Genomic DNA, 23,532 nt, shown 5'->3' with positions numbered 1-23,532 from the left:
GCTTAACCCTCCTTGACCAGGCCGAGATCGGTCAGCACGTTGCGGGTGGCGTTGTAGTAACGCACGTACCCGGTGCAACGGCAGATGTGATGGCCGAGGCTGTCCTCGATGACTTGTTCCAGTTTGCTTTTGACGATCGGCTGGCGTTGCAGCTTTTCCACCAGCACCGTCGCGGCGTTGACGAAGCCCGGCGCGCAGTAACTGCACTGGAAGGCGAACTCGTCGACGAAACGCTGCTGGATCGGGTTCAGCTCGGTGACCTGGCCTTGCTCGTCGCGTTTGGCGTGGCCTTCGATGGTGCGGACTTTCTTGCCCTCGAAGTAATGCGCGCCGGTGATGCAGGTGCGCACTTCTTCGCTGGTGCCGTCCGGGTTGTCGACGATCACCACACAGGCGTGGCAGATGCCCTGGCCGCAGCCCAGACGCGAGCCGGTGAGGTTCTTGTATTCGTGCAGGTAATCGATCATCGGCAGGTCATCAGGGATGTCCACCGGGCCGACGGATTGACCGTTGAGGGTCAGTTGAAGCGGACGGTTAGCCATTGAGGGCCTCCTTGATGCGCGCAGCAGTGATTGGAAGATCGCGGACACGTTTGCCGATGGCGTGGGCCACGGCGTTGCCGATGGCACCGACCACCGGGATCATCACCACTTCGGCGATGCCTTTGGACGGATCGCTAGGCGACAGTGGCGGCAGGATCTCCGACGTCTGCTTCCACACCGCCACATGGCGCGCCATCGGCAGGCGATAACGGTTGAAGTTCCAGTCACCCTCCCCCGGCCCGCCTTCGTACAGCGGCATCTCTTCCATCAAGGCGTGGCCGATGCCCATGGCGATCCCGCCTTCGAGCTGGCCACGAACCAGTTCTTCGACCAGCACCCGACCGCACTCCAGCCACGAGTGATGGTTGAGCACTTCGACTTCTGCCGACCCTTTGTTGACCTTCAACTCGACCAGCGTCGCCACCGGGCTGTAGTAGGTCACGGCGGCGTTGTTCAACTGAACCACCGGATAGGCGATGTTCTGCCGATCCAGCAAGTGGAAACCATCGCTGGTCATCTGCGCTTTCTTGGCTTTCGGAGCGCCGTCACCGTATTTCACGGCCAGACCATCAAGCGGCAGACGCTCGCGCACGCCGTCGATGCTGTATTCGGCTTCTGCCCAGCTCCAGCGGTTGAAACCGTGAACCGTGGCAGCCGTGACCAGACCACGCTCGTGAGCACGTTTGGCCAGTTCTTCGAAACTCAACGGCTGCATGCCGTTGGCTGTCAGCTTGCCGTCGACCCAATGCGCATCTTCGCGACGCACGACGTAAGGGTTGGCCTGACCACCGTACGGGCCCTGACGCCAGATCTCCAGCGCTGCCGGCCACAAGCCGTGGTTGAACAGCACGCGCGCCGCTTCACGGGTGGCATGGCTGAAGTAGTAGGCGGAGTTGGTCGCCGACGAGGCCGACGCCAGTTTGCCGACCCAGCGTGGGTTGCGCAGGAAGTTGTCCTGCTCGGCCTGGCTCATGATGTAAGGGTTGCCGGCGGTGACCAGCTGCATTTCCTTCCATTCGGTTTCGCCGGTCTTCACGTCGTGCGCCGGGCTGCCGAGGAAATCGGCGACCACCAGGGCTTGCGAAGTGGACATGCCGGTGCCGATCTCGATACCGATGTGACGCAGGGAAATGCGCCCTTCAGCGGTGAACTCGATGCTGGCCATCGGCGCTTCGGAACCGGTGCCGAAGTCTTTCTGGCAAATGGCGAAACCCACGCCGTACCAGTTGTCCGGATCCGCCGTTTCACGCTGTTTCTTGATCGCGTCGCGGTTTTTCCAGACTTCGTGCAGCGAAGCCTTGTCGAGAATCTCGTGCAGACGCAGTGCACCGGCCGGGATCGCGCCCTGGGTGTTTTTCATCCCCGAACGCAACGCGTTCTTGCGGCGCAGATCAATGGCGTCGACACCGAGGCGATCGGCGATTTCATCGACCATCATTTCGGTGGAAGCCATGCTCTGCAGCGTGCCGTAGCCGCGCATCGAACCCGCTTCAACGCCACGGGAGTGGTAAGCGGTAACTTGCAGGTCGTTCTGCGGCATGTAGTAGATCGACTGAGCCGCCGTTGCACCCACCGCAGCCACCGACGGGCTGTAGTTGATCCGACCGCCGCCATCGACGCTCATTTCGGCGCGGAAAATCTTGAAGCTGTGATCGGTCTTGTCCACCGCCAGCTGGTAGCGGATATCGAACGGGTGACGCTTGATGCCGCTCTGGAACTGCTCGTAACGGTCGTTGGCCAGGCGAATCGGCACACCTGCGCCGTACAACGCCGCCAGGGCCGCGTAGTAGACGAAAATGTTGTGGTCCTTGGAACCGTAACCGACGGTGTAGCCCGGGTGCATGTTCAGGTTGGCCAGGCCGAAGCGCGACGGCGAGATCATCTTCGCGGTCTCGGTTGCCGCTTCCAGCGGGCACTGGGTGGCGACGACGAAATGCAGGGTCTTGGTAGCAGGGTCGTACCAGCCGTTGCCGTTGTCCGGCTCCATCGCAGCCGGCTCGATCGACGGAGTTTTGTAACGCTCATCGAACACCAGCCAGTTGTCCGGCGGCGTGTCGATCTCTTTCTTCATGCGGTCGGCGTAGAACAGGCCGCGCTCGGTCAGGTTGCCGTGCAGGTTCGGCTGGGAATTCCACACCGGACGCCGGTTCTTCAGCATCGGGAACAGGATCGAGTCCTTGAGGCTGGCGAATTCGTCTTCGTCCGCCGACGTCGGGCCACCGACGCGCACGTAGCGGAAACTGCCATAGGGATCGCCTTCGTAGAACGGCACTTTTGCACCGTAACGAATCGCTTTGTCATTGAATTTGAGTTTGTTCTTGGCCTGACGGAAACGCTCGAAATCGTTCCAGATCAGGATAGCCACCGGGTGACCGATGAACATCGGTACCTTGCCTTCCGGCAGCAGCGGATCCGGAGCGTGCTCTTCCGGGAACACGATACCGTCCTTGTCCAGGTCAGCGGCGGTAACGATGCGGTCAGGCTGCAGATCGGCGCCGAGCCACGACAGGTCATAGCCGTCGTAGATGCGGTCGGCCTTGATGGTTTTCAGCAACATGGCGTGGCCCTGTTGCTGGGGCCAGCCCGGCATGTCCTTGGAACGGATGTCGCGGGCAAAAACCTTGCTGCCGCAGACCTTGGACAAGGCATCGTTACGCTGGCGCGCCTTGCCGTTATTGCCGAGCCACTGCTCGGACGGCACGGTCACGCTATTTTCCATCAAGGCAGCCAGCGCCTGACTGCTGAGCGGTGTGAGCGTAACGCTCACACCCGCCACCAGCCCGCCCTGAAGGAACGAGCGCCGGGATATTTCACGGTTGGACATGGATCATCCTCTGGGCGGTTATGGATCCGCCCTTCTGGTTATCTACTGGGAATCTCGAGTCTTGCAGAAGCCCTTTTTGGCTAAACAAAGGGCGTGATGACAGTGCAAAGCTGACCGAAAGGTTAACTTTAAAGGTTTCTGCGCCCGCAGCAAACAACCAGTTACAAAAATCTGACTAAAGAATCAAAAATCAATGTGGCATTGCATCGCAGCGCCCCGATGACGCAGAGGATATTGCCGCGCGGACTAATTGCATTCGTCGCTAGGCAACAGAGGAGGAATTTGGAGAAAGGTCAAATTTCAGACACAAAAAACCCCGGTCTTTCGACCAGGGTCTTTGCTATCGATTCCGAATCAACCACCGGTTGCTTTCGGTGTTTCAAGGCGTTCAGTGGTCCTTGAAACAGATATGGCGCAGCGGACGGGACTCGAACCCGCGACCCCCGGCGTGACAGGCCGGTATTCTAACCGACTGAACTACCGCTGCGTATCGCTTTGAGCTGACGCTCAAGTAACTCGTTTGACTGAAAGCTTCGGTGCTTTTCAATCGCGAACCAGACAGTGTCTGACTCGTTGAATATGGCGCAGCGGACGGGACTCGAACCCGCGACCCCCGGCGTGACAGGCCGGTATTCTAACCGACTGAACTACCGCTGCGCGTCGGTGGAGGCACTTTCAGCCTACCTCTTGCTTTCGCAAGTCTCTCGGGAGTGGTGGGTGATGACGGGATCGAACCGCCGACATTCTGCTTGTAAGGCAGACGCTCTCCCAGCTGAGCTAATCACCCGTTTGCATCTCCGAGGCCGCGAAATTTACGCAGGTAGCGAACCTAAGTCAATAGCAGGATTGAAGTTTTTCTCAAAAAGACAAAAACATGTCATTCCGAGTAGATCATCTTCTTGGTCATACCGCCGTCGACCACGAATTCCTGCCCCGTCACAAAGCCGGCATTCTTCGACAGCAGCCACGCCACCATCGCCGCCACATCCTCGACTGTCCCTACCCTGCCCGCCGGATGTTGGGCATGATCGATATCGGTCAGCGGTTCGGCACGCCGTGCGGAAGGATCCCGCGCGTCGATCCAGCCCGGACTCACCGCATTGACACGAATCTCCGGGCCGAGGCTGATTGCCAGCGCATGAGTCAACGCCAGCAAGCCGCCCTTGCTCGCCGCATAGGCTTCAGTATCAGGTTCTGACTGCGCCGCCCGGGTCGAGGCCAGATTGACGATCGCCCCGTTGTGCGCCCGCAGATACGGCGCACAGTGCTTGGCCAGCAACATCGGCCCGCTGAGATTCACCGCCAGCACCCGGTTCCAGTAGGCCAGATCCAGGCTTTCCAGAGTGATGTTGTGCGGATCGGCCACCGCCGCGTTACACACCAACGCATCCAGACGACCGAACTGCCCCAGCACCTCCGCGACGCCGAGCGCCACCTGACTTTCATCCGCCACGTCCATGGCGATGAACCAGGCATTTTCACCCAGCACCTTTGCCACTTTCGAGCCTCGCGCCCGATCCAGATCCGTCAGCACCACCTGCCAGCCTTCGCTGATCAGCCACGCTGCGATCCCCAGACCAATGCCGCGAGCGGCGCCCGTGACCAGCGCAACGCGGCCATGGGTGCCCGTATTTGGCGTGGACAACTCGATCACAACGCCGCCAGACCGCGCGCCAGGTCGGCTTGCAGGTCAGCGACGTCTTCCAGACCGACCGCGATGCGGATCAGGCTGTCACGAATCCCCGCCGCTTCACGCTCCTGCGGCGCCAGACGGCCGTGGGACGTGGTGCTCGGGTGAGTGATGGTGGTTTTACTGTCACCCAGGTTGGCAGTGATCGAAATCAAACGGGTCGCATCGATAAAGCGCCAAGCGCCCTCTTTGCCGCCCTTCACCTCGAAGCTGACGACCGCACCGAAGCCCTTCTGCTGACGCTGGGCCAGCTCATGCTGCGGATGACTCTTGAGACCGGCGTAATGCACTTTCTCGATGCCGTCCTGCTGCTCCAGCCACTCGGCCAGTTGCTGAGCGTTGGCACAATGCGCCTTCATCCGCAGATTCAAGGTTTCCAGACCCTTGAGGAAGATCCAGGCGTTGAACGGGCTCAGAGTCGGGCCGGCGGTCCGCAGGAAGCCGACGATTTCTTTCATCTGCTCGCCGCGACCGGCCACCACGCCGCCCATGCAACGGCCCTGACCATCGATGAATTTGGTGGCCGAATGCACAACGATGTCTGCACCGAGCTTCAGCGGCTGCTGCAACGCAGGCGTGCAGAAGCAGTTGTCGACCACCAGCATCGCGCCCTTGGCGTGTGCGATTTCCGACAGCGCGGTGATATCCACCAGTTCAGCCAGCGGATTGGACGGCGACTCGACGAACAGTAACTTGGTGTTGGACTTGATCGCCGCATCCCAGGCCGACAGATCCGCCAGCGGCACGTAATCGACTTCCACGCCGAAACGCTTGAAGTACTTCTCGAACAGGCTGATGGTCGAACCGAATACGCTGCGCGACACCAGCACATGGTCGCCGGCACTGCACAGGCTCATCACCACCGCCATGATCGCGGCCATGCCCGTCGCCGTGGCTACGGCTTGCTCGGCGCCTTCCAGCGCGGCAATGCGCTCTTCGAACGAGCGAACGGTCGGGTTGGTGTAACGCGAGTAAACGTTGCCCGGCACTTCCCCGGCAAACCGTGCGGCGGCGTCGGCAGCGGTACGGAACACGTAGCTGGAAGTGAAGAACATCGGATCACCGTGTTCGCCTTCCGGCGTACGGTGCTGACCGGCACGTACGGCCAGGGTATCGAACGCTACGCCTTCGAGGTCGCTGTCCAGCCGACCGGCATCCCATTCCTGACTCATGCTGTCACTCCTTGCCCTGTTCTCGATAAATAAAAGTCTTTTGCCAGATACAAAACCGGCCCCTAAGGGCCGGTTGAAACTCAGTTGTTGTACAGATCGATGATCGCACTGACCGCCTGGGTCTTGACCTTCGAGGCATCGTTGCGTGCCTGCTCGATCTTGTTCAGGTAAGCCTCATCGACGTCGCCGGTGACGTACTTGCCGTCGAACACCGCGCAGTCGAAGTTTTCGATCTTGATCTTGCCGCCGCCGACCGCTTCGATCAAGTCAGGCAGGTCCTGATAGATCAGCCAGTCAGCACCGATCAGGTCAGCGACATCCTGAGTTGAACGATTGTGCGCGATCAGCTCGTGAGCGCTCGGCATGTCGATGCCGTACACGTTCGGGAAGCGAACGGCTGGAGCGGCCGAGCAGAAGTAGACGTTTTTCGCGCCGGCTTCGCGGGCCATCTGGATGATCTGCTTGCAGGTGGTGCCGCGAACGATCGAGTCGTCCACCAGCATCACGTTCTTGCCGCGGAATTCCAGCTCGATGGCGTTGAGCTTCTGGCGTACCGATTTCTTGCGCGCGGCCTGACCAGGCATGATGAAGGTACGGCCGATGTAACGGTTCTTGACGAAGCCTTCGCGGAATTTCACGCCCAGATGGTTCGCCAGTTCCAGTGCCGCAGTGCGACTGGTGTCCGGGATCGGGATGACCACGTCGATGTCGTGCTCTGGACGCTCGCGCAGGATCTTCTCGGCCAGCTTCTCACCCATGCGCAGACGGGCCTTGTAGACCGAAACGCCATCGATGATCGAATCCGGACGCGCCAGGTAGACGTGTTCGAAGATGCACGGGGTCAGGGACGGGTTGGTCGCGCACTGACGGGTGTGCAGCTTGCCGTCTTCAGTGATGTAGACCGCTTCGCCCGGCGCCAGGTCGCGAATCAGGGTAAAGCCGAGCACGTCCAGCGAAACGCTTTCGGACGCGATCATGTACTCGACGCCTTCGTCGGTGTGACGCTGGCCGAACACGATCGGACGGATGCCGTGCGGGTCACGGAAACCGACGATGCCGTAACCGGTCACCATCGCCACGACGGCGTAACCACCGACGCAACGGTTGTGCACGTCGGTCACGGCGGCAAACACGTCTTCTTCGGTCGGTTGCAGTTTGCCGCGTTGAGCCAGCTCGTGGGCAAACACGTTCAGCAGCACTTCCGAGTCGGAACTGGTGTTGACGTGACGCAGATCGGATTCGTAGATCTCTTTGGCCAACTGTTCAACGTTGGTCAGGTTGCCGTTGTGCGCCAGGGTGATGCCGTACGGCGAGTTGACGTAGAACGGCTGGGCCTCGGCCGAGGTCGAGCTGCCGGCAGTCGGGTAACGGACGTGGCCGATACCCATGTGGCCGACCAGGCGCTGCATGTGACGCTGCTGAAACACGTCACGCACCAGGCCATTGTCCTTGCGCAAGAACAACCGGCCATCATGGCTGGTCACGATACCGGCAGCGTCCTGGCCGCGGTGCTGGAGCACGGTTAGCGCGTCATACAGCGCCTGATTGACGTTCGACTTACCGACGATACCGACGATGCCACACATGCGACGCAACCCCTACTTAATGGATCTGAACTGAACAACACTCACTGAGGCGTTTTGGCCGACGGCAAGAGTTGCTCCTTGAACGGAATATCAGCGGGTACGCTGATTCCGCTGGCAAGCCACTGACTGCTCCACCCGAGAATCAGGTTCTTGGACCAGTCGGCGACCAATAGAAACTTTGGCACGAGCTGTGATTCTTTCCACCACCCGTCCTGCTGTACCGGCCCCAGGCTCAACAGCCCGACCGCCACGACCACCAGCAACACGCCACGCGCAGCGCCGAAGGCCATGCCGAGGAATCGATCGGTCCCGGACAACCCGGTGACGCGAACCAACTCGCCGATAAGATAATTGATCATTGCGCCCACGATCAGTGTGGCGACAAACATGATGGCACAGCCCGTGATCACACGAGCCGATGGAGTTTGAATGTATCCGGCGAGGTACTCGGACAGTGAGCCACCGAACATCCAGGCAACCGCTCCTGCGATGATCCAGGTCACCAGCGATAGTGCTTCCTTGACGAAGCCGCGGCTCAAACTGATCAAAGCGGAGATGGCGATGATTGCAACGATCGCCCAGTCAACCCAGGTAAATGGCACAGTGCAGCCTACAGACGGATAAGGCGGCGCATTTTAGCAGAGCGCATGGCTGTCGGTAAGCTGCGATTGTCAGTGCATTTCAATCGAGGTGATAGTTTTCAGCCACGCTCGGGCTGGAAGCGCACCACAAACCCCTTGAGGTTCTGCTGACGGCTCAACAGATCGCGCAAACGATCGGCTTCGGCGCGCTCGATCAGCGGACCGACAAACACCCGGTTCTTGCCATCGGCGGAGCGGATGTAAGCGTTGTAACCCTGACTGCGCAGGGTTTTCTGCAGGCTTTCGGCGCTGGCGCGGCTCGACAGACTGGCCAGTTGCACCGACCAGCTTACCGACAGGCCATTGGCATCGACGCGGCTCTGGGTGGTATCCGGCTTGGCAGACAGCGCAGCGATCGGCTGGGCCGGGGCTGCAGCAGGCTTGGTCACGGGTGCAGGTGCCGGAGCAACTGCGACTGGTTTGGCTACCGGCGCTGGAGCCGGTGTCGGCGCAGCAGGTGCAATCGGCGCCGCTGGCGCCGCTGGCGCCGTTTGCTCGGCAACTTCGTAATCGCTCGGCACTGGTTCCTGAGGCAAAACCTGTGGCTCAGGCACCGCGACCGTCTCCATCTGGATCTGCGCCACGGCAGGTGCCTTCGGAGCAGCCGGCGCATCGACGGTCACCTGACGCTGTTCGTCCTGACGGGAAAACAGCATCGGCAGGAAAATCACCGCCAGCGCCACCAGCACTAGGGCACCGACCATGCGCTGCTTGTACGCTTTATCCAGCAAAGCCATTTGCCGCTTCCTCCGTGGAGCGCCGGGCCAGCCATTCAAGGGCCTCGGCGACACAATAAAATGATCCGAACAGCAAGATCTCGTCGTCGCTGGTGGCCACTGCACACTGCCCTTCCAGGGCGGCCGCCACGCTGTCATAAGACGTGACCGAGGCGCCAAGGTTCTGCAATGCATCATTCAATTCAGCCACCGGACGCGCGCGCGGCGAATCCAGTGGCGCCACCGCCCAATGCTGGACGCTGGCATTCAACTCACCGACCACACCGTCCAGATCCTTGTCCGCCAACAGGCCGAACACTGCCAGGCGCTTGCCGACCGGCGGGCGAGCCGCCAGACGCCGGGCCAGATACTCCGCCGCGTGCGGGTTATGCCCGACATCCAGCAACAGGTTCAGGCGCTTGCCGTTCCATTCGAACGAGCGACGATCCAGACGACCGACCACGCGAGTCGCCTGCAAGGCCGCAACAATCTGCTGAGCATCCCAAGGCAGACCGAGCAGCAAATAAGCCTGCAACGCCAGCGCAGCGTTTTCCATCGGCAGATCGAGCAGCGGCAAATCCCGCAGCTCGACGACCTGACCGTCAGCACCGGTGCCGTGCCACTGCCAGAATTGATCAGTGATGCCGAGATCGAAGTCGCGCCCACGCAGGAAGAACGGACAAGCAAGCTCACGCGCCTTGTCCAGCAACGGTTGTGGAGGATTCAGATCGCCGCACAGCGCAGGTTTGCCCTGACGGAAAATCCCGGCCTTCTCGAAGGCCACGGATTCGCGGGTGTTGCCCAGGTAATCGGCATGATCGACACCAATGCTGGTGACCAGCGCGATGTCGGCATCAACCACGTTGACCGTGTCCAGACGCCCGCCCAGCCCGACTTCAAGCACCACCGCATCGAGCCCGGCCTGCTGAAATAGCCAGAACGCCGCCAGGGTGCCCATTTCGAAGTAAGTCAGGGACGTTTCGCCACGCCCGGCCTCGACCGCCGCAAAGGCTTCGCACAGCTGCGCATCAGTGGCTTCGACGCCATTGAGCTGCACCCGCTCGTTGTAACGCAGCAGGTGCGGGGAATTGTAGACACCAACGCTCAAGCCCTGCGCCCGCAGCAGCGATGCCACGAAAGCGCAGGTCGAACCCTTGCCGTTGGTGCCGGTGACCGTAATCACCCGAGGCGCCGGCTGGCCCAGCCCCATGCGGGACGCTACCTGTTGCGAACGCTCCAGCCCCATGTCGATGGCCGAGGGATGCAACTGCTCAAGGTAGGCGAGCCACTCGCCAAGGGTACGTTCGGTCATACGTTGGCAGGCACCGGCGGAACGACGATCGGTTCGATCGGCGCGGCAACGAAGGTTGGCGTCGGCTTGCCGGTCAGTTGCGCCAGCAGGTTGCCCAGGCGCGGACGCAGTTCACGACGGTCAATGATCAGGTCGATTGCGCCGTGTTCCAGCAGGAACTCGCTGCGCTGGAAGCCTTCCGGCAGTTTTTCACGAACGGTCTGCTCGATCACGCGCGGACCGGCAAAGCCGATCAGGGCTTTCGGCTCGCCGACGATGACGTCGCCGAGCATTGCCAGACTGGCGGAAACGCCGCCATAGACCGGGTCGGTCAACACGGAGATGAACGGAATGCCTTCTTCGCGCAGACGTGCCAGCACCGCCGAGGTCTTGGCCATCTGCATCAGCGAGATCAGGGCTTCCTGCATCCGCGCACCACCGGAGGCGGAGAAGCAGACCATCGGGCAACGGTTTTCCAGGGCGTAGTTGGCGGCGCGCACGAAGCGCTCACCGACAATGGCGCCCATGGAGCCGCCCATGAAGCTGAATTCGAACGCCGAAACCACGACAGGCATGCCCAGCAGGGTGCCGCTCATGGAAACCAGTGCGTCTTTCTCGCCGGTCTGCTTCTGGGCAGCCACCAGGCGATCCTTATACTTCTTGCCGTCGCGGAATTTCAGACGGTCAACCGGCTCCAGGTCGGCGCCCAGCTCAACACGGCCTTCGGCATCCAGGAAGATGTCGATGCGCGCACGTGCGCCGATACGCATGTGATGGTTGCACTTAGGGCAAACGTCCAGGGTCTTTTCCAGCTCCGGACGATACAGCACGGCCTCGCAGGACGGGCATTTGTGCCACAGGCCTTCAGGCACCGAGCTCTTCTTGACCTCCGAACGCATGATCGAAGGGATCAGCTTGTCTACCAACCAGTTGCTCATGCTTTCTTTCTCCAGTACCGGCGGCCCGAACGCTCTGGTTCGCGGCCCCGCGTATGCCCTTCAGCTAAATTCATGTGTGGCGATGATCGATGGACTGCCGGGTCAGCGGAACTGACCTGCGTACAACCCGAAAAGACCCTCAGCCTCTTTTCTACAGAGCTGTGGACGGCGGCAGTCTGCCAGCCGTCACATCAACGTACGGCGTTGATGAACGCCCGAATCTTTGCGTGATCCTTGATGCCCTTGCTCGCCTCTACCCCACCACTGACGTCCACGGCGTATGGCCGCACCCGGGCAATGGCGTCAGCGACATTCTCCGGGGTCAGGCCGCCGGCCAGAATCAGCGGCTTGCTCAAACCCTGCGGAATCAATGACCAGTCGAACGCCTCACCGGTTCCACCGGGCACGCCTTCAACGTAGGTATCGAGCAGCACACCACTGGCGCTCGGGTAGGCATTGCAGGCGGCGGCGATGTCATCGCCAGCCTTGACCCGCAGGGCCTTGATATATGGCCGGTGCCAGCCTTCGCACTCGGCAGCGGTTTCATCACCATGAAATTGCAGCAGATCCAGCGGCACGGCATCGAGGATTTCCCCGAGCTCGCAGCGGCTGGCATTGACGAACAACCCGACGGTGGTCACGAACGGCGGCAACGCGGCGATGATCGCCCGCGCCTGCTGCACTGTCACCGCACGTGGGCTTTTAGCGTAGAACACGAACCCGATGGCATCGGCCCCGGCCTCGACGGCTGCCAACGCATCTTCCATGCGGGTAATCCCGCAAATCTTGCTGCGAACGGCCGACATGTCGATAAAAACCTCAGGGCAAATCCGGGAAAGTCCCGGATGGTAACAAATGCATTCGAGGGCGTCAGCCGTCAAGTTCCGAGAAACCCGTAAGGAAATGTGGCCCGATGAAACGCTCGGGCAACGGGAACTCGTCGTGGTACTCGACCTGCACCAGATACAGCCCGAACGGATGCGCCGTGACCCCGCCGGAGCGACGTTCGCGGCTTTCCAGCACTTCTTTCATCCACTCCGGCGGCCGCTCGCCGGCACCGATCGTCATCAGCACCCCGGCGATATTGCGCACCATGTGGTGCAGGAAGGCGTTGGCGCGGATGTCCAGCACGATCATTTTGCCGTGACGGGTCACGCGCAGATGATGCATCTGCTTGATCGGCGACTTGGCCTGACACTGACCGGCACGGAAGGCGCTGAAATCATGGGTACCAATCAGGTACTGCGCGGCCTCGGCCATGCGTTCCACGTCCAGTGGACGGTGATTCCAGGTGATTTCTTCATTGAGATGCGCCGGGCGGATCTGATCGTTGTAGATCACGTAACGATAGCGCCGGGCAATCGCCTTGAAACGCGCATGAAAGTGCGCAGGCATGACCTTCGCCCAACTGACACTGATATCGTGGGGCAGATTGATGTTGGCGCCCATGACCCAGGCTTTCAGCGAACGGTCGACCTGGGTGTCGAAATGTACGACCTGCCCACAGGCATGCACACCGGCGTCGGTCCGCCCGGCGCATTGCAGCGAGATCGGCGAATTGGCGACCTTCGACAAGGCTTTTTCCAGGGTTTCCTGCACGGTGAGCACACCCGTGGACTGGCGCTGCCAGCCGCTGTAGCGCGAACCCTTGTACTCAACGCCCAGAGCGACGCGAAAAAAGCCTTCGGGGGCCATTTCGGCGGCCGGATTATCTATGTTTGCCAAGTCGGTACAGCCTGCTGATCTACAAAGGCGGGCATTATAAGGCGGCGCACCGGGGACACCAGCCCCAAACAAAAACGGCAGCCTCAAAGGGCTGCCGTTTTGTTTACTGCCGAACGCTGACTCAGGCCAGGTGCGAAAGCATTTCCTTCGCTTCGCTCTTCTGCTTGTCATCACCCTCGCTGAGCACTTCGTTGAGGATGTCGCGCGCGCCGTCGTTGTCGCCCATGTCGATGTAGGCCTGGGCCAGATCGAGTTTGGTGGCGGCTTCGTCGGTACCGGCGAGGAAGTCGAAGTCCTCGTCGTTCAGATCACCGCCCAACGCTGCGTCGGCTTCGGTGAAGCTCGGCTCGTTGATGCTGCTCGACAGGCGATCCAGCTCGGCATTGACGTCGTCCAATTCGGCGGTGAAGGCATCCGGTTCAGCCGGGGTCGCATCCATCTCGTCTGCCAGGGACAGGTCGAAATCGGCTGGCAGCTCCAGATCGTCCAGAGGGGCTTCAGCCACCACTGGCGGCTCGACCGGCGGCAGATCTTTCACGCTCTCGTCGAGATCCAGCAGGAAATCGTCGTCAGCCAGTTCAACCGGCACAGGCGCAGGATCGGCGCCGAGATCCAGATCCAGATCGAAGTCAGACAGGTCGTCGAGGTTTTCCTTGATTTCGGTCTGCTGCTGCAGCACCGACTCGAAGCTCAGGTCGTCGTCGGCCGGGAATTCGTCCAGCTCGACCGGCGCCTCAGGTTCGACAGCAGCCACAGGAGCGACAGGTTCCACCGGTTTGATGTTGTCGAGATCATCCAGGCTCAGGTCAAAAGCGCTGTCCAGATCGTCGTCCGCCTTAGCGGCAGGCGCTTCTGGCTCATCAAGCAGCAGTTCCTTGACGTAATCCTCGTCCAGCTCGGCCGCAATGGCCGCTGCCGCCAGACCGGCAGCCGCAACGACCGCCATGGCCGGGAAGCGTTTTTTCAGCTCTTCGACCTTGGCGAAGTTGTCGCCATTGGCAACCAGTTGGCGCTCCTGACCGACGAAGGCATCACGATCACCCTGGCGACCGTAGACTTCCATCAGCTTCAGGCGCAGGTCGCTGCGCTGTGGCTCCAGGCTCACGCCCTCCTCCAGCAACGCTGCCGCCTGATTCAGGCGACCGCCATCGATGTGCGACTGTGCCTTGTCCAGCACGTCATCGGAGCGCTCGGCTGCCGGGGCTACTAGCGGCGCGGCGATCGGCTCGGCCATCACTACTGGCGCCACCACAGGGGCAGGTGCCGGGGTTGGAGCCGGTGCCGGCGCAGGCGTGAGCTTGACGCTTGCCGCCGGCACTTCCAGGCCTTCAAAGCTGTCTTCCGGCAGATCGAGCTCTGGCGAGAACGACTGCTCTTCCAGGGCGCGAGCCATGCGCAGGTGTTTCTCGGCTTCCTGTTGCGCCTTGCGGCGACGGGCCAGCAGCAACAGCAGAAGCAGGAACACCACCGCACCACCACCAACCAGACCGAGCAGGATCGGGTTGGTCAGCAGTTCGTTGAAGGTCTTGTCTTCGTCGGTAGCAGGCTTCGGCTCGACCACTGGCTCAACCGGTGCCGGAGCGGCGGCTTCGGGCGCAGGTGCGGCAGGTGCCGCCTCGGCCGGCGTCGCCGGTGGAGTCGCTGCCAGTTCCGCAGTAATGGCCGGAACCGGCGCAACGGCTGGCGCAGCCGCGTCAGCTGCCGGCGCCGGAGCAGTGCCCGGGCCCTCAGCCTGCATTTTCGCCAGTTGATTGTTCTTCAGCTCGATCAGGCGTTGCAGTTTGTCCAGCTGGCTTTGCAGATCAGCCATGCGGCTTTTCAGCTCTGCATTGTCACGACGGGTGGTGTCGAGGCTTTCCTGGGTCACTGCCAGCTTGTTGCTCAGGGCCTTGGCATCGCCAGCCGGCCCCTTGCCGCTAGCCTTGCCGCTTTCGGCGGAAACGAGACTCAGGTTGTCCTTGGCATTCTGTGCAGCGCCGGCATTGGCGCGGCCACGCTTGGTGGCATCCAGTTGCTGCTGACCGGTGCCTGGCTTGGCTACATAACGACGCCCCTGACGCCAAGCCTCGTTTTGTGCGGCCACTTCGGCAATCGCTTTCGACTGCGGCAGCGCAGTGCTTTGCACCTGATCCGGCAGACGCAACACCTGACCGGTTTTCAGGCGGTTGATGTTGCCGTCGATGAATGCGTCAGGGTTCAGAGCCTGAATCGCCAGCATGGTCTGCTGGATCGAACCGCCAGTGCGCGCCTTGGCTGCGATTTCCCACAGAGTGTCGCGCGGCGTGGTGGTGTGGCTCGGATGCGTTGCACCCGTGGTCGGCGCGGTGATGGTTTGTGCCGGCGCTGCCTGAGCAGCGGCATCAGCGGTCTGCGGCGAGAACTTCGACGGATCCAGCAGCACGCTGTAATCACGCAGCAGGCGACCGTTCGGCCACATCACCTGCACGAGGAATTTCACCATCGGTTCCGACAGCGGCTTGCTCGAGGTTACGCGCAGCACGCTTTTGCCGCTGGCGTTGAGCACCGGGGTGAAGGTCAGATCATTGAGGAAGGCTTGGCGATCGACGCCGGCCTTGGCGAAATCTTCGGGCGAGGCCAGGCTCGGCACCACTTCGGCAGCGGTGAGATCCTTGACATCGAGCAGCTCGATTTCCGCCACCAGCGGCTGGTTCAGGGTCGACTTCAGGGTCAGCTCCCCGAGCCCGAGGGCATGCGCCATACCGGAGGACAGCGCCGAGGCGGCCGCTATTGCTAACACCAGTTTGCGAACTTGAACCATAGCCTCTTCCTTTGTTTGAACGTTCCTCGGCGAGCGAGAAGATGTTGATTGTCGCTGCCGTAAGGCATTGCGCGCGACGACGACAGTATGCCGCGCGCGATCATTTCTTTGATGCCCCGGAAAGTCCCGGAGGGTATTACGTCATCAAGTGATCTGGCCAAGCATAGCGCCCGGCTAGAATCAGTCGACAAATTGTTGCCAAGTATCTTTTACAGCAGGTCTTTTATCAACAACTCGGCCACTTGCACCGCGTTGAGCGCCGCGCCTTTGCGTACGTTATCTGACGTCAGCCACAGATTAAGTTCCGACGGCTCGTCGACACCGCTACGCACCCGCCCGACATAGACCACGTCCTGCCCCACCGCGTCACCGACCGCGGTCGGATAATCGCCGGCCTCGACCAGCTCGATCCCCTCGGCGTCTTCAAGCGCGGCATTGACCTGTTCCAGGTCGACCGCGTTCGTTGACTGCAAGGTCACGCTAAAGCTATCGCCAAAAAACACCGGGGCTTGAACGCAAGTTGCGGAAATCTTTAATGAAGGTTTGGCCAGCACCTGACGCAGCTCGCGCACCAGACGTTTTTCCAGCAGCGTGTGGCCGTGAGCGTCCGGCGTACCAACCTGAGCCAACAGGTTGAACGCCATCTGCCGATCGAAGAATGTCGGCTCCAGCGGACGCATGTTCAGCAGCTCCGTCGTCTGCCGGGCCAGCTCGGCAACGGCCTCACGGCCCTGGGCGGAAACGGCCAGACTGGCGGTGACATGCACATATTGCAGATCAACCAGATCGAGCAACGGCGCCAGCACCACGGCAAGTGTGGTGGCCGACGGGCTCGGGCTGCAGACCTGGAAAGGAACTTTCAAACCGGCCAGTACATCGGTATTGGCCTCCGGCACCACTTGCGGCGCCTGATCCGCCGGCAAGGCGCCGGACAGATCCACCAGCGAGCAACCCGCCGCATGAGCACGAGCCGCGTAGCTCAGGGTGATGGCCGGGCCGGCGGCAAAGAACGCCAGTTTGACCTTGCTGAAATCGAACTCGTCGACTTCGCGCACGCGCACGTTCTTGTTGCGAAACAGCACCGAGCTGCCGGCGGATTCGCTGCTGGCCAGCAGGTGCAGGTTGCCGACCGGGAAGTCGCGCTCCTCGAGAATCTGCACAAGGGTTTCGCCGACAATACCGGTGGCGCCGATCACGGCAATATCAATGGGCTGGCTCATGGTGCGACCTCTGGTGGAACGGGGGGAGCGGCACTTTACCGGGTGGCTGCCAGACAGGCAAAAAAAACCCGCGCCTCTTGCAAGGCACGGGTTCGTTCATTGCTTCAAGCGATCAACGCTCCAGCAGGATCCGCAGCATGCGGCGCAGCGGTTCGGCCGCGCCCCACAGCAACTGGTCGCCGACGGTGAACGCGCCAACGAACTGCGAACCCATGTTCAGCTTGCGCAGACGACCGACCGGTACATTCAGGGTGCCGGTAACTTTCGTCGGGCTCAGCTCCTGCATGCTGATTTCACGGTTGTTCGGCACCAGCTTGACCCAAGGGTTGTGCTGGCTGATCAGCCCTTCGATGTCGGCAATCGGCACGTCTTTATTCAGCTTGATGGTCAGCGCCTGGCTGTGGCAACGCATGGCGCCGATGCGCACGCAGATACCGTCGACCGGGATCGGGCTCTTGAAGCGGCCGAGGATCTTGTTGGTCTCGGCCTGGGCCTTCCACTCTTCGCGGCTCTGGCCGTTCGGCAGTTCCTTGTCGATCCACGGGATCAGGCTGCCGGCCAGCGGTACGCCGAAGTTTTCGGTCGGGTAGGCGTCGCTGCGCATGGCTTCGGCCACACGACGGTCGATGTCGAGGATCGCGCTGGCAGGATCGGCCAGTTGATCGGCGACAGCGGCGTGGGTCGCGCCCATTTGCTTGATCAGTTCACGCATGTTCTGCGCGCCGGCACCGGAGGCCGCCTGATAGGTCATGGCGCTCATCCACTCCACCAGACCGGCCTCGAACAGACCGCCCAGGCCCATCAGCATCAGGCTGACGGTGCAGTTGCCGCCGATGTAGTTCTTGGTGCCCGCATCAAGCTGCTGGTCGATGACCTTGCGGTTGACCGGGTCGAGGATGATGACGGCGTCGTCGTTCATCCGCAGGCTCGAGGCCGCGTCGATCCAGTAACCCTGCCAGCCGGCTTCGCGCAGCTTCGGGAACACTTCGCTGGTGTAGTCGCCGCCCTGGCAGGTCAGGATCACGTCGAGGGTCTTCAGCTCTTCAATGCTGTAAGCGTCCTTGAGCGGAGCAATGTCCTTGCCCACGGACGGGCCTTGGCCACCGACATTGGAAGTGGTGAAAAACACCGGCTCGATAAGATCGAAATCCTGCTCTTCCAGCATCCGCTGCATGAGCACGGAACCGACCATACCGCGCCAACCGATCAGACCTACACGTTTCATCGCAACTACACCTTCTTGAAAAGTGGGCCGCTGCTTTGTATTGAATTTCGCAGCGGGCCCGAGAGATTACAGATTCCGCAGCGCGGCGACTACTGCGTCACCCATTTCCTGCGTACCGACTTTAGTGCAACCGGTCGAAAAGATGTCGCCAGTGCGCAGGCCTTGATCCAGCACCACGCTGACCGCTTTCTCGATGGCATCCGCCGCTTCGTGCAGATTGAAGCTGTAACGCAGCATCATCGACACCGACAGAATGGTCGCCAGCGGGTTGGCGATGCCTTTGCCCGCGATGTCCGGTGCCGAACCGTGGCAAGGCTCGTACATGCCCTTGTTGTTGGCGTCCAGCGAGGCCGACGGCAGCATGCCGATGGAGCCGGTGAGCATCGACGCTTCGTCGGACAGGATGTCGCCGAACATGTTGTCGGTGACGATCACGTCGAACTGCTTCGGCGCGCGCACCAGTTGCATGGCGGCGTTGTCGACGTACATGTGGCTCAGTTCGACCTCAGGGTAATCCTTGGCCACCTGCTCGACCACTTCACGCCACAACTGGCTGGACGCCAGCACGTTGGCCTTGTCCACCGAGCACAGCTTCTTGCCACGAACCATGGCCATGTCGAAACCGACACGGGCAATGCGGCGGATTTCGCTTTCGCTGTACGGCAGCGTGTCGTAGGACTGGCGCTCGCCGTTTTCCAGGGTACGCGTACCACGCGGCGCGCCGAAATAGATGCCACCGGTCAGCTCACGGACGATCAGGATGTCCAGGCCGGAAACGATCTCCGGCTTCAGGCTCGAAGCGTCGGCCAGTTGCGGGTACAGGATCGCCGGACGCAGGTTGCCGAACAGGCCCAGTTGCGCACGGATTTTCAGCAGGCCGCGCTCAGGGCGGATGTCACGCTCGATGGTGTCCCATTTCGGGCCACCCACGGCGCCCAGCAGCACAGCGTCGGCGGCACGGGCACGGTCCAAGGTTTCATCGGCCAGCGGCACGCCATGCTTGTCGATGGCGGCGCCACCGATCACGTCATGGCTCAGCTCGAAGCCCAGGCTGTACTTGTCGTTGGCCAGCTCCAGCACCTTGACCGCTTCGGCCATGATTTCCGGACCAATACCGTCGCCTGGGAGAATCAGAATCTGCTTGCTCATGCTTTCCTCGTGTCTTCAGTCGGTGCGCCAGCGACTGGCGCGCCCGGAAAAATGCTTGTGGTTCTAAATTTATTTCTCGGCCCAGAGCACCAGTACATCTGTACTGAACGAACCATCGGCCTCAATCTCAAAATATTCGCGCACTTCGTTGCCCATCGATTGCTGCAACTGGCGAATCGCGGCGCGCATCACCTCGGGCGTGCGCATGCGCTCGACCCAGCTGTTGTACTCCAGACGCAGGCGCTGACGCGTGGTGCTGCGGGTGTGCAGACCGGCCTCGCTGACCTGGCGCAGCCACTCACCGGCAGAATAATCGCGCACATGGCTGGTGTCGCGCAGCACCTCGACGCTCTGCAAATAGGTGTCGAACAGCGGACTGCCCGGCGACAGCACATCGATGAACGCCGCCACACCACCCGGTTTCAGCACCCGACGCACTTCACGCAGGGCCACGCCGAGATCGCTCCAATGGTGCGCCGAGTAACGGCTGAACACGAAGTCGAACTCGCCATCGGCGAACGGCAGGCGCTCGGCGGCACCGTTGACCGTGGAAACGTTGCTCAAACCACGATCAACCGCAGCGGCGGCCACCACGTCGAGCATTTGCTGCGACAGGTCGTAGGCCACCACTTCCTTCACCAGCGGGGCGACGTGAAAACTCACGTGCCCGGCGCCGCAACCCAGGTCCAGCAACCGAGCCTCGCCCTGCCCCGCCAGCTCAGCCCGCAGCAGCGCAAATTCAGTGCCTTGAGCGTGAACGGCGCTGCTCAGGTAGGCGGCGGCCTGTTCACCGAATTGCTTCTGTACAACCTGACTGTGCTGGGCGGTGCTGGTCATGGGGACTTCCTTTTTTGGGGTTTCAACCTTTCAAATTCACGCGTCGCGGAACAACCACGGCTGGCTCGCACGATGTTTGGCTTCGAACGCCGCAATCGCGTCGCCGTCCTGCAAGGTCAGGCCGATGTCGTCCAGACCGTTGAGCAGGCAGTGTTTGCGGAACGCGTCGATCTCGAAGCGGTACACCTTGCCGTTCGGGCTGGTCACGGTCTGTTCGTGCAGATCGATCTGCAACTGATAGCCCGGCGCGGCCTCGACCTGTTTGAACAGTTCGTCGACTTCGGCATCGCTCAAGATGATCGGCAGCAAGCCGTTCTTGAAGCTGTTGTTGAAGAAGATGTCGGCATAGCTCGGCGCAATGATGCTGCGGAAACCGTATTCTTCCAGCGCCCACGGCGCGTGCTCACGGCTGGAGCCGCAACCGAAGTTTTCGCGGGCCAGCAACACGCTGGCGCCTTGATAACGCTCGGCGTTGAGCACGAACTCCTTGTTCAGCGGGCGCTTGGAGTTGTCCTGATACGGTTGGCCGACATCCAGATAACGCCACTCATCGAACAGGTTCGGGCCGAAACCGGTGCGTTTGATCGACTTCAGAAACTGCTTCGGGATGATCTGGTCGGTGTCGACGTTGGCACGATCCAGAGGCGCGACAAGACCAGTGTGCTGGGTAAAAGCTTTCATGCTGCGCTCCTTTTAGATCAATTCACGAACGTCGATGAAACGACCGTTCACCGCCGCCGCAGCGGCCATGGCCGGGCTGACGAGGTGGGTACGACCACCGACGCCCTGACGGCCTTCGAAGTTACGGTTGGACGTCGAGGCGCAATGCTCGCCGGACTCCAAACGGTCCGGGTTCATCGCCAGGCACATCGAGCAGCCTGGCTCGCGCCATTCGAAACCGGCTTCGAGGAAGATCTTGTCCAGACCTTCGGCCTCGGCCTGCGCCTTCACCAGACCCGAGCCCGGCACCACGATGGCCTGCTTGATGGTCGATGCGACCTTGCGGCCCTTGGCGATCACCGCCGCAGCGCGCAAGTCTTCGATGCGCGAGTTGGTGCAGGAACCGATGAACACGCGGTCGAGCTGAATGTCGGTGATCGCCTGATTGGCGGTCAGGCCCATGTATTTCAAGGCGCGGACGATCGAGTCGCGCTTGACCAGATCCATCTCCTTGGCCGGGTCCGGCACGTTCTGATCAACGGCCAATACCATTTCCGGCGAAGTGCCCCAACTGACTTGCGGCTTGATCTGCGCAGCATCGAGTTCGACCACGGTGTCGAAATGCGCGTCGGCGTCGGACACCAGGTCTTTCCAGGATTCGACCGCCAGATCCCACTCGGCGCCTTTCGGTGCGAACGGACGACCCTTGACGTAATCCACAGTCTTCTGGTCCGCCGCCACCAGGCCCACACGGGCGCCGGCTTCGATGGACATATTGCAGATGGTCATGCGGCCTTCGATGGACAAATCACGGATCGCGCTGCCGGCGAACTCCATGGCATGGCCGTTACCACCTGCGGTGCCGATCTTGCCGATCACGGCGAGGACGATGTCCTTGGCGGTCACGCCGAACGGCAACTGGCCTTCGACGCGCACCAGCATGTTCTTCATTTTCTTGGCGACCAGGCACTGGGTGGCGAGCACGTGCTCGACCTCGGAAGTACCGATACCGTGGGCCAATGCGCCGAAAGCGCCGTGGGTCGAGGTGTGGGAGTCGCCGCAGACCACGGTCATGCCCGGCAAGGTTGCGCCCTGCTCCGGGCTGATGACGTGGACGATGCCCTGGCGCACGTCGTTCATCTTGAATTCGACGATGCCGTATTCATCGCAGTTGTCGTCGAGGGTCTGAACCTGCAAACGCGAGACCTGGTCGGCAATGGCACTGATGCCGCCCTTGCGCTCCGGGGTGGTCGGTACGTTGTGGTCCGGGGTCGCGATGTTGGCATCGATGCGCCATGGCTTGCGCCCGGCCAGACGCAGGCCATCGAAGGCTTGCGGCGAGGTCACTTCGTGGATGATGTGACGATCGATATAGATCAGCGCCGAACCATCGTCGCGCTGCTTGACCAAATGCGAATCCCAGAGCTTGTCGTAGAGCGTTTTGCCGGCCATCAGACGTTTCCTCATCAGCTTGTTTCTATGCCCTGGGCTTATCAATAACCCTTTGGCTTGTGAGGCCGATCCTATGGGGTTAGATTGAATAACTCAAATTCATATTTTTTATGCTTTGGATAACCAACTGGAATGCGAACATGGATCTGGCCAACCTCAATGCTTTTATCGCAATTGCCGAGTCCGGGAGCTTCTCCGGCGCCGGTGAACGCCTGCACCTGACGCAACCGGCGATCAGCAAACGTATCGCCGGGCTGGAGCAGCAATTGAATGTGCGGCTGTTCGACCGGCTGGGCCGTGAAGTGGGCCTGACCGAGGCCGGCCGGGCTTTGCTGCCACGGGCCTATCAGATTCTCAACGTGCTCGATGACACCCGCCGCGCCCTGACCAACCTCACCGGCGAAGTCACGGGGCGCCTGACCCTGGCCACCAGTCACCACATCGGTCTGCACCGTTTGCCGCCGTTATTGAGGGAATACACCCGCCGCTACCCACAGGTGGCGCTGGATATTCAGTTCCTCGATTCGGAAGTGGCCTACGAGGAAATTCTCCATGGTCGGGCTGAACTGGCGGTCATCACCCTGGCGCCGGAGCCGCATACGCTGGTCAAAGCCACGCCGGTCTGGGACGACCCGCTGGATTTCGTGGTCGCCCCGGAACACACATTGATCAGCAACGGCGCTGTCACATTGGCGGACATTGCCGGCCATCCGGCGGTTTTCCCCGGCGGCAACACCTTTACCCACCATATTGTCCAACGCCTGTTCGAGGCTCAGGGCCTGACGCCGAACATCGCCATGAGCACTAACTATCTGGAAACCATCAAGATGATGGTGTCGATCGGCCTGGCCTGGAGCGTTTTGCCGCGCACCATGCTCGATGAACAGGTGGCGAGCATACCTTTGCCGGGCATACAGCTCAGTCGCCAGCTAGGCTATATCCTGCACACCGAACGGACGCTGTCGAATGCTGCACGGGCGTTTATGGCCCTGCTGGACGCGCAAATCGATCTGCCAGGGACTCTCGGCTGACTTGTGCTACTCCTATAGAGCTGCCGTCCCTGTGCCTAACGCCCAAATCAGCTC

19 protein-coding genes and 3 tRNA genes are annotated in these 23,532 nt (G+C 61.2%); 1 reads left to right on the top strand and 21 read right to left on the bottom strand.

What is annotated here, in order from left to right; genetic code table 11:
• Positions 1-2: 2 nt before the first annotated feature.
• The 21 genes from DLD99_RS10390 to leuC form a co-directional block, all read right to left on the bottom strand.
• Positions 3-542 carry a (2Fe-2S)-binding protein gene (locus tag DLD99_RS10390; RefSeq protein ID WP_039771584.1) on the bottom strand — a complete coding sequence of 180 codons (540 nt, stop codon included), beginning with the start codon at positions 540-542 and terminating at the stop codon, positions 3-5.
• Positions 535-3,366, bottom strand: coding sequence for a xanthine dehydrogenase family protein molybdopterin-binding subunit (locus tag DLD99_RS10385; RefSeq protein WP_114882113.1), 2,832 nt, complete (start codon positions 3,364-3,366; stop codon positions 535-537). Before DLD99_RS10385 ends, DLD99_RS10390 begins: the two co-directional genes overlap by 8 nt.
• Before the next feature lie 410 nt (positions 3,367-3,776).
• Positions 3,777-3,853: transfer RNA gene (locus tag DLD99_RS10380), tRNA-Asp, on the bottom strand.
• Positions 3,854-3,946: 93 nt separating this feature from the next.
• Positions 3,947-4,023 (bottom strand) — tRNA-Asp (locus tag DLD99_RS10375).
• A 54-nt stretch (positions 4,024-4,077) separates the two neighbouring features.
• Positions 4,078-4,153: transfer RNA gene (locus DLD99_RS10370), tRNA-Val, on the bottom strand.
• Positions 4,154-4,243: 90 nt separating this feature from the next.
• Positions 4,244-5,020 (bottom strand): SDR family oxidoreductase, encoded by a 777-nt coding sequence (locus tag DLD99_RS10365; RefSeq protein ID WP_114882112.1) that lies wholly within the window; start codon positions 5,018-5,020, stop codon positions 4,244-4,246.
• Complete coding sequence (locus DLD99_RS10360; RefSeq protein ID WP_085712007.1) at positions 5,017-6,228, bottom strand: O-succinylhomoserine sulfhydrylase; 1,212 nt, start codon at positions 6,226-6,228, stop codon at positions 5,017-5,019. Before DLD99_RS10360 ends, DLD99_RS10365 begins: the two co-directional genes overlap by 4 nt.
• Positions 6,229-6,308: 80 nt before the next feature.
• A complete protein-coding gene (gene purF, locus DLD99_RS10355; protein ID WP_007956466.1) occupies positions 6,309-7,814 on the bottom strand; it encodes an amidophosphoribosyltransferase in 1,506 nt (501 codons plus the stop codon).
• A gap of 41 nt (positions 7,815-7,855) precedes the next feature.
• Complete coding sequence (locus tag DLD99_RS10350) at positions 7,856-8,416, bottom strand: CvpA family protein (RefSeq protein WP_007956464.1); 561 nt, start codon at positions 8,414-8,416, stop codon at positions 7,856-7,858.
• Between the two features lie 98 nt (positions 8,417-8,514).
• Entirely contained in the window at positions 8,515-9,192 is a 678-nt protein-coding gene (locus DLD99_RS10345) for an SPOR domain-containing protein (protein ID WP_114882111.1), read from the bottom strand.
• The gene (gene folC, locus DLD99_RS10340; protein ID WP_114882110.1) at positions 9,176-10,483 is read right to left on the bottom strand and encodes a bifunctional tetrahydrofolate synthase/dihydrofolate synthase; all 1,308 of its coding nucleotides are present in this window, start codon (positions 10,481-10,483) and stop codon (positions 9,176-9,178) included. Before folC ends, DLD99_RS10345 begins: the two co-directional genes overlap by 17 nt.
• The gene (gene accD / locus DLD99_RS10335; RefSeq protein WP_085712004.1) at positions 10,480-11,400 is read right to left on the bottom strand and encodes an acetyl-CoA carboxylase, carboxyltransferase subunit beta; all 921 of its coding nucleotides are present in this window, start codon (positions 11,398-11,400) and stop codon (positions 10,480-10,482) included. Before accD ends, folC begins: the two co-directional genes overlap by 4 nt.
• A 191-nt stretch (positions 11,401-11,591) precedes the next feature.
• Positions 11,592-12,206: a phosphoribosylanthranilate isomerase gene (locus tag DLD99_RS10330; RefSeq protein WP_114882109.1), complete on the bottom strand. Its 615-nt coding sequence runs from the start codon at positions 12,204-12,206 to the stop codon at positions 11,592-11,594.
• Positions 12,207-12,270: 64 nt separating this feature from the next.
• Positions 12,271-13,095 (bottom strand): tRNA pseudouridine(38-40) synthase TruA, encoded by an 825-nt coding sequence (gene truA, locus DLD99_RS10325; protein WP_085712002.1) that lies wholly within the window; start codon positions 13,093-13,095, stop codon positions 12,271-12,273.
• A gap of 151 nt (positions 13,096-13,246) precedes the next feature.
• Positions 13,247-15,904 carry a motility hub landmark protein FimV gene (locus tag DLD99_RS10320; RefSeq protein WP_114882107.1) on the bottom strand — a complete coding sequence of 886 codons (2,658 nt, stop codon included), beginning with the start codon at positions 15,902-15,904 and terminating at the stop codon, positions 13,247-13,249.
• A gap of 209 nt (positions 15,905-16,113) precedes the next feature.
• Positions 16,114-17,124 (bottom strand): aspartate-semialdehyde dehydrogenase, encoded by a 1,011-nt coding sequence (locus DLD99_RS10315; RefSeq protein ID WP_114882106.1) that lies wholly within the window; start codon positions 17,122-17,124, stop codon positions 16,114-16,116.
• A 112-nt stretch (positions 17,125-17,236) separates the two neighbouring features.
• Positions 17,237-18,349: an aspartate-semialdehyde dehydrogenase gene (gene asd, locus DLD99_RS10310; RefSeq protein ID WP_011333354.1), complete on the bottom strand. Its 1,113-nt coding sequence runs from the start codon at positions 18,347-18,349 to the stop codon at positions 17,237-17,239.
• 66 nt (positions 18,350-18,415) lie between these two features.
• Positions 18,416-19,498, bottom strand: a complete 1,083-nt coding sequence (gene leuB, locus DLD99_RS10305; RefSeq protein ID WP_114882105.1) for a 3-isopropylmalate dehydrogenase — start codon at positions 19,496-19,498, stop codon at positions 18,416-18,418.
• A gap of 69 nt (positions 19,499-19,567) precedes the next feature.
• Positions 19,568-20,335, bottom strand: a complete 768-nt coding sequence (locus tag DLD99_RS10300; protein ID WP_114882104.1) for a class I SAM-dependent methyltransferase — start codon at positions 20,333-20,335, stop codon at positions 19,568-19,570.
• 36 nt (positions 20,336-20,371) lie between these two features.
• On the bottom strand, positions 20,372-21,016 hold the full coding sequence (gene leuD, locus DLD99_RS10295) for a 3-isopropylmalate dehydratase small subunit (RefSeq protein WP_007956446.1): 645 nt from the start codon (positions 21,014-21,016) through the stop codon (positions 20,372-20,374).
• A 12-nt stretch (positions 21,017-21,028) separates the two neighbouring features.
• The gene (gene leuC / locus DLD99_RS10290) at positions 21,029-22,447 is read right to left on the bottom strand and encodes a 3-isopropylmalate dehydratase large subunit (RefSeq protein WP_114882103.1); all 1,419 of its coding nucleotides are present in this window, start codon (positions 22,445-22,447) and stop codon (positions 21,029-21,031) included.
• A gap of 140 nt (positions 22,448-22,587) precedes the next feature.
• On the opposite strand from leuC, the gene DLD99_RS10285 reads away from it, so the two are divergent.
• On the top strand, positions 22,588-23,478 hold the full coding sequence (locus DLD99_RS10285) for a LysR family transcriptional regulator (RefSeq protein ID WP_114882102.1): 891 nt from the start codon (positions 22,588-22,590) through the stop codon (positions 23,476-23,478).
• The last annotated feature ends 54 nt before the right edge of the window (positions 23,479-23,532 follow it).

The sequence above is a fragment of the Pseudomonas kribbensis genome (assembly GCF_003352185.1).
GTDB lineage: Bacteria > Pseudomonadota > Gammaproteobacteria > Pseudomonadales > Pseudomonadaceae > Aquipseudomonas > Aquipseudomonas kribbensis.
This window is presented reverse-complemented; position numbering and strand designations above follow the sequence as displayed.

Coding starts and splice junctions, on each gene's coding strand:
- DLD99_RS10390 (WP_039771584.1), bottom strand. CDS start 542: ATGGCTAACCGTCCGCTTCAACTGACCCTCAACGGTCAATCCGTCGGC.
- DLD99_RS10385 (WP_114882113.1), bottom strand. CDS start 3,366: ATGTCCAACCGTGAAATATCCCGGCGCTCGTTCCTTCAGGGCGGGCTG.
- DLD99_RS10360 (WP_085712007.1), bottom strand. CDS start 6,228: ATGAGTCAGGAATGGGATGCCGGTCGGCTGGACAGCGACCTCGAAGGC.
- purF (WP_007956466.1), bottom strand. CDS start 7,814: ATGTGTGGCATCGTCGGTATCGTCGGTAAGTCGAACGTCAATCAGGCG.
- DLD99_RS10345 (WP_114882111.1), bottom strand. CDS start 9,192: ATGGCTTTGCTGGATAAAGCGTACAAGCAGCGCATGGTCGGTGCCCTA.
- folC (WP_114882110.1), bottom strand. CDS start 10,483: ATGACCGAACGTACCCTTGGCGAGTGGCTCGCCTACCTTGAGCAGTTG.
- accD (WP_085712004.1), bottom strand. CDS start 11,400: ATGAGCAACTGGTTGGTAGACAAGCTGATCCCTTCGATCATGCGTTCG.
- DLD99_RS10330 (WP_114882109.1), bottom strand. CDS start 12,206: ATGTCGGCCGTTCGCAGCAAGATTTGCGGGATTACCCGCATGGAAGAT.
- truA (WP_085712002.1), bottom strand. CDS start 13,095: ATGGCCCCCGAAGGCTTTTTTCGCGTCGCTCTGGGCGTTGAGTACAAG.
- DLD99_RS10320 (WP_114882107.1), bottom strand. CDS start 15,904: ATGGTTCAAGTTCGCAAACTGGTGTTAGCAATAGCGGCCGCCTCGGCG.
- DLD99_RS10315 (WP_114882106.1), bottom strand. CDS start 17,124: ATGAGCCAGCCCATTGATATTGCCGTGATCGGCGCCACCGGTATTGTC.
- asd (WP_011333354.1), bottom strand. CDS start 18,349: ATGAAACGTGTAGGTCTGATCGGTTGGCGCGGTATGGTCGGTTCCGTG.
- leuB (WP_114882105.1), bottom strand. CDS start 19,498: ATGAGCAAGCAGATTCTGATTCTCCCAGGCGACGGTATTGGTCCGGAA.
- DLD99_RS10300 (WP_114882104.1), bottom strand. CDS start 20,335: ATGACCAGCACCGCCCAGCACAGTCAGGTTGTACAGAAGCAATTCGGT.
- leuD (WP_007956446.1), bottom strand. CDS start 21,016: ATGAAAGCTTTTACCCAGCACACTGGTCTTGTCGCGCCTCTGGATCGT.
- leuC (WP_114882103.1), bottom strand. CDS start 22,447: ATGGCCGGCAAAACGCTCTACGACAAGCTCTGGGATTCGCATTTGGTC.
- DLD99_RS10285 (WP_114882102.1), top strand. CDS start 22,588: ATGGATCTGGCCAACCTCAATGCTTTTATCGCAATTGCCGAGTCCGGG.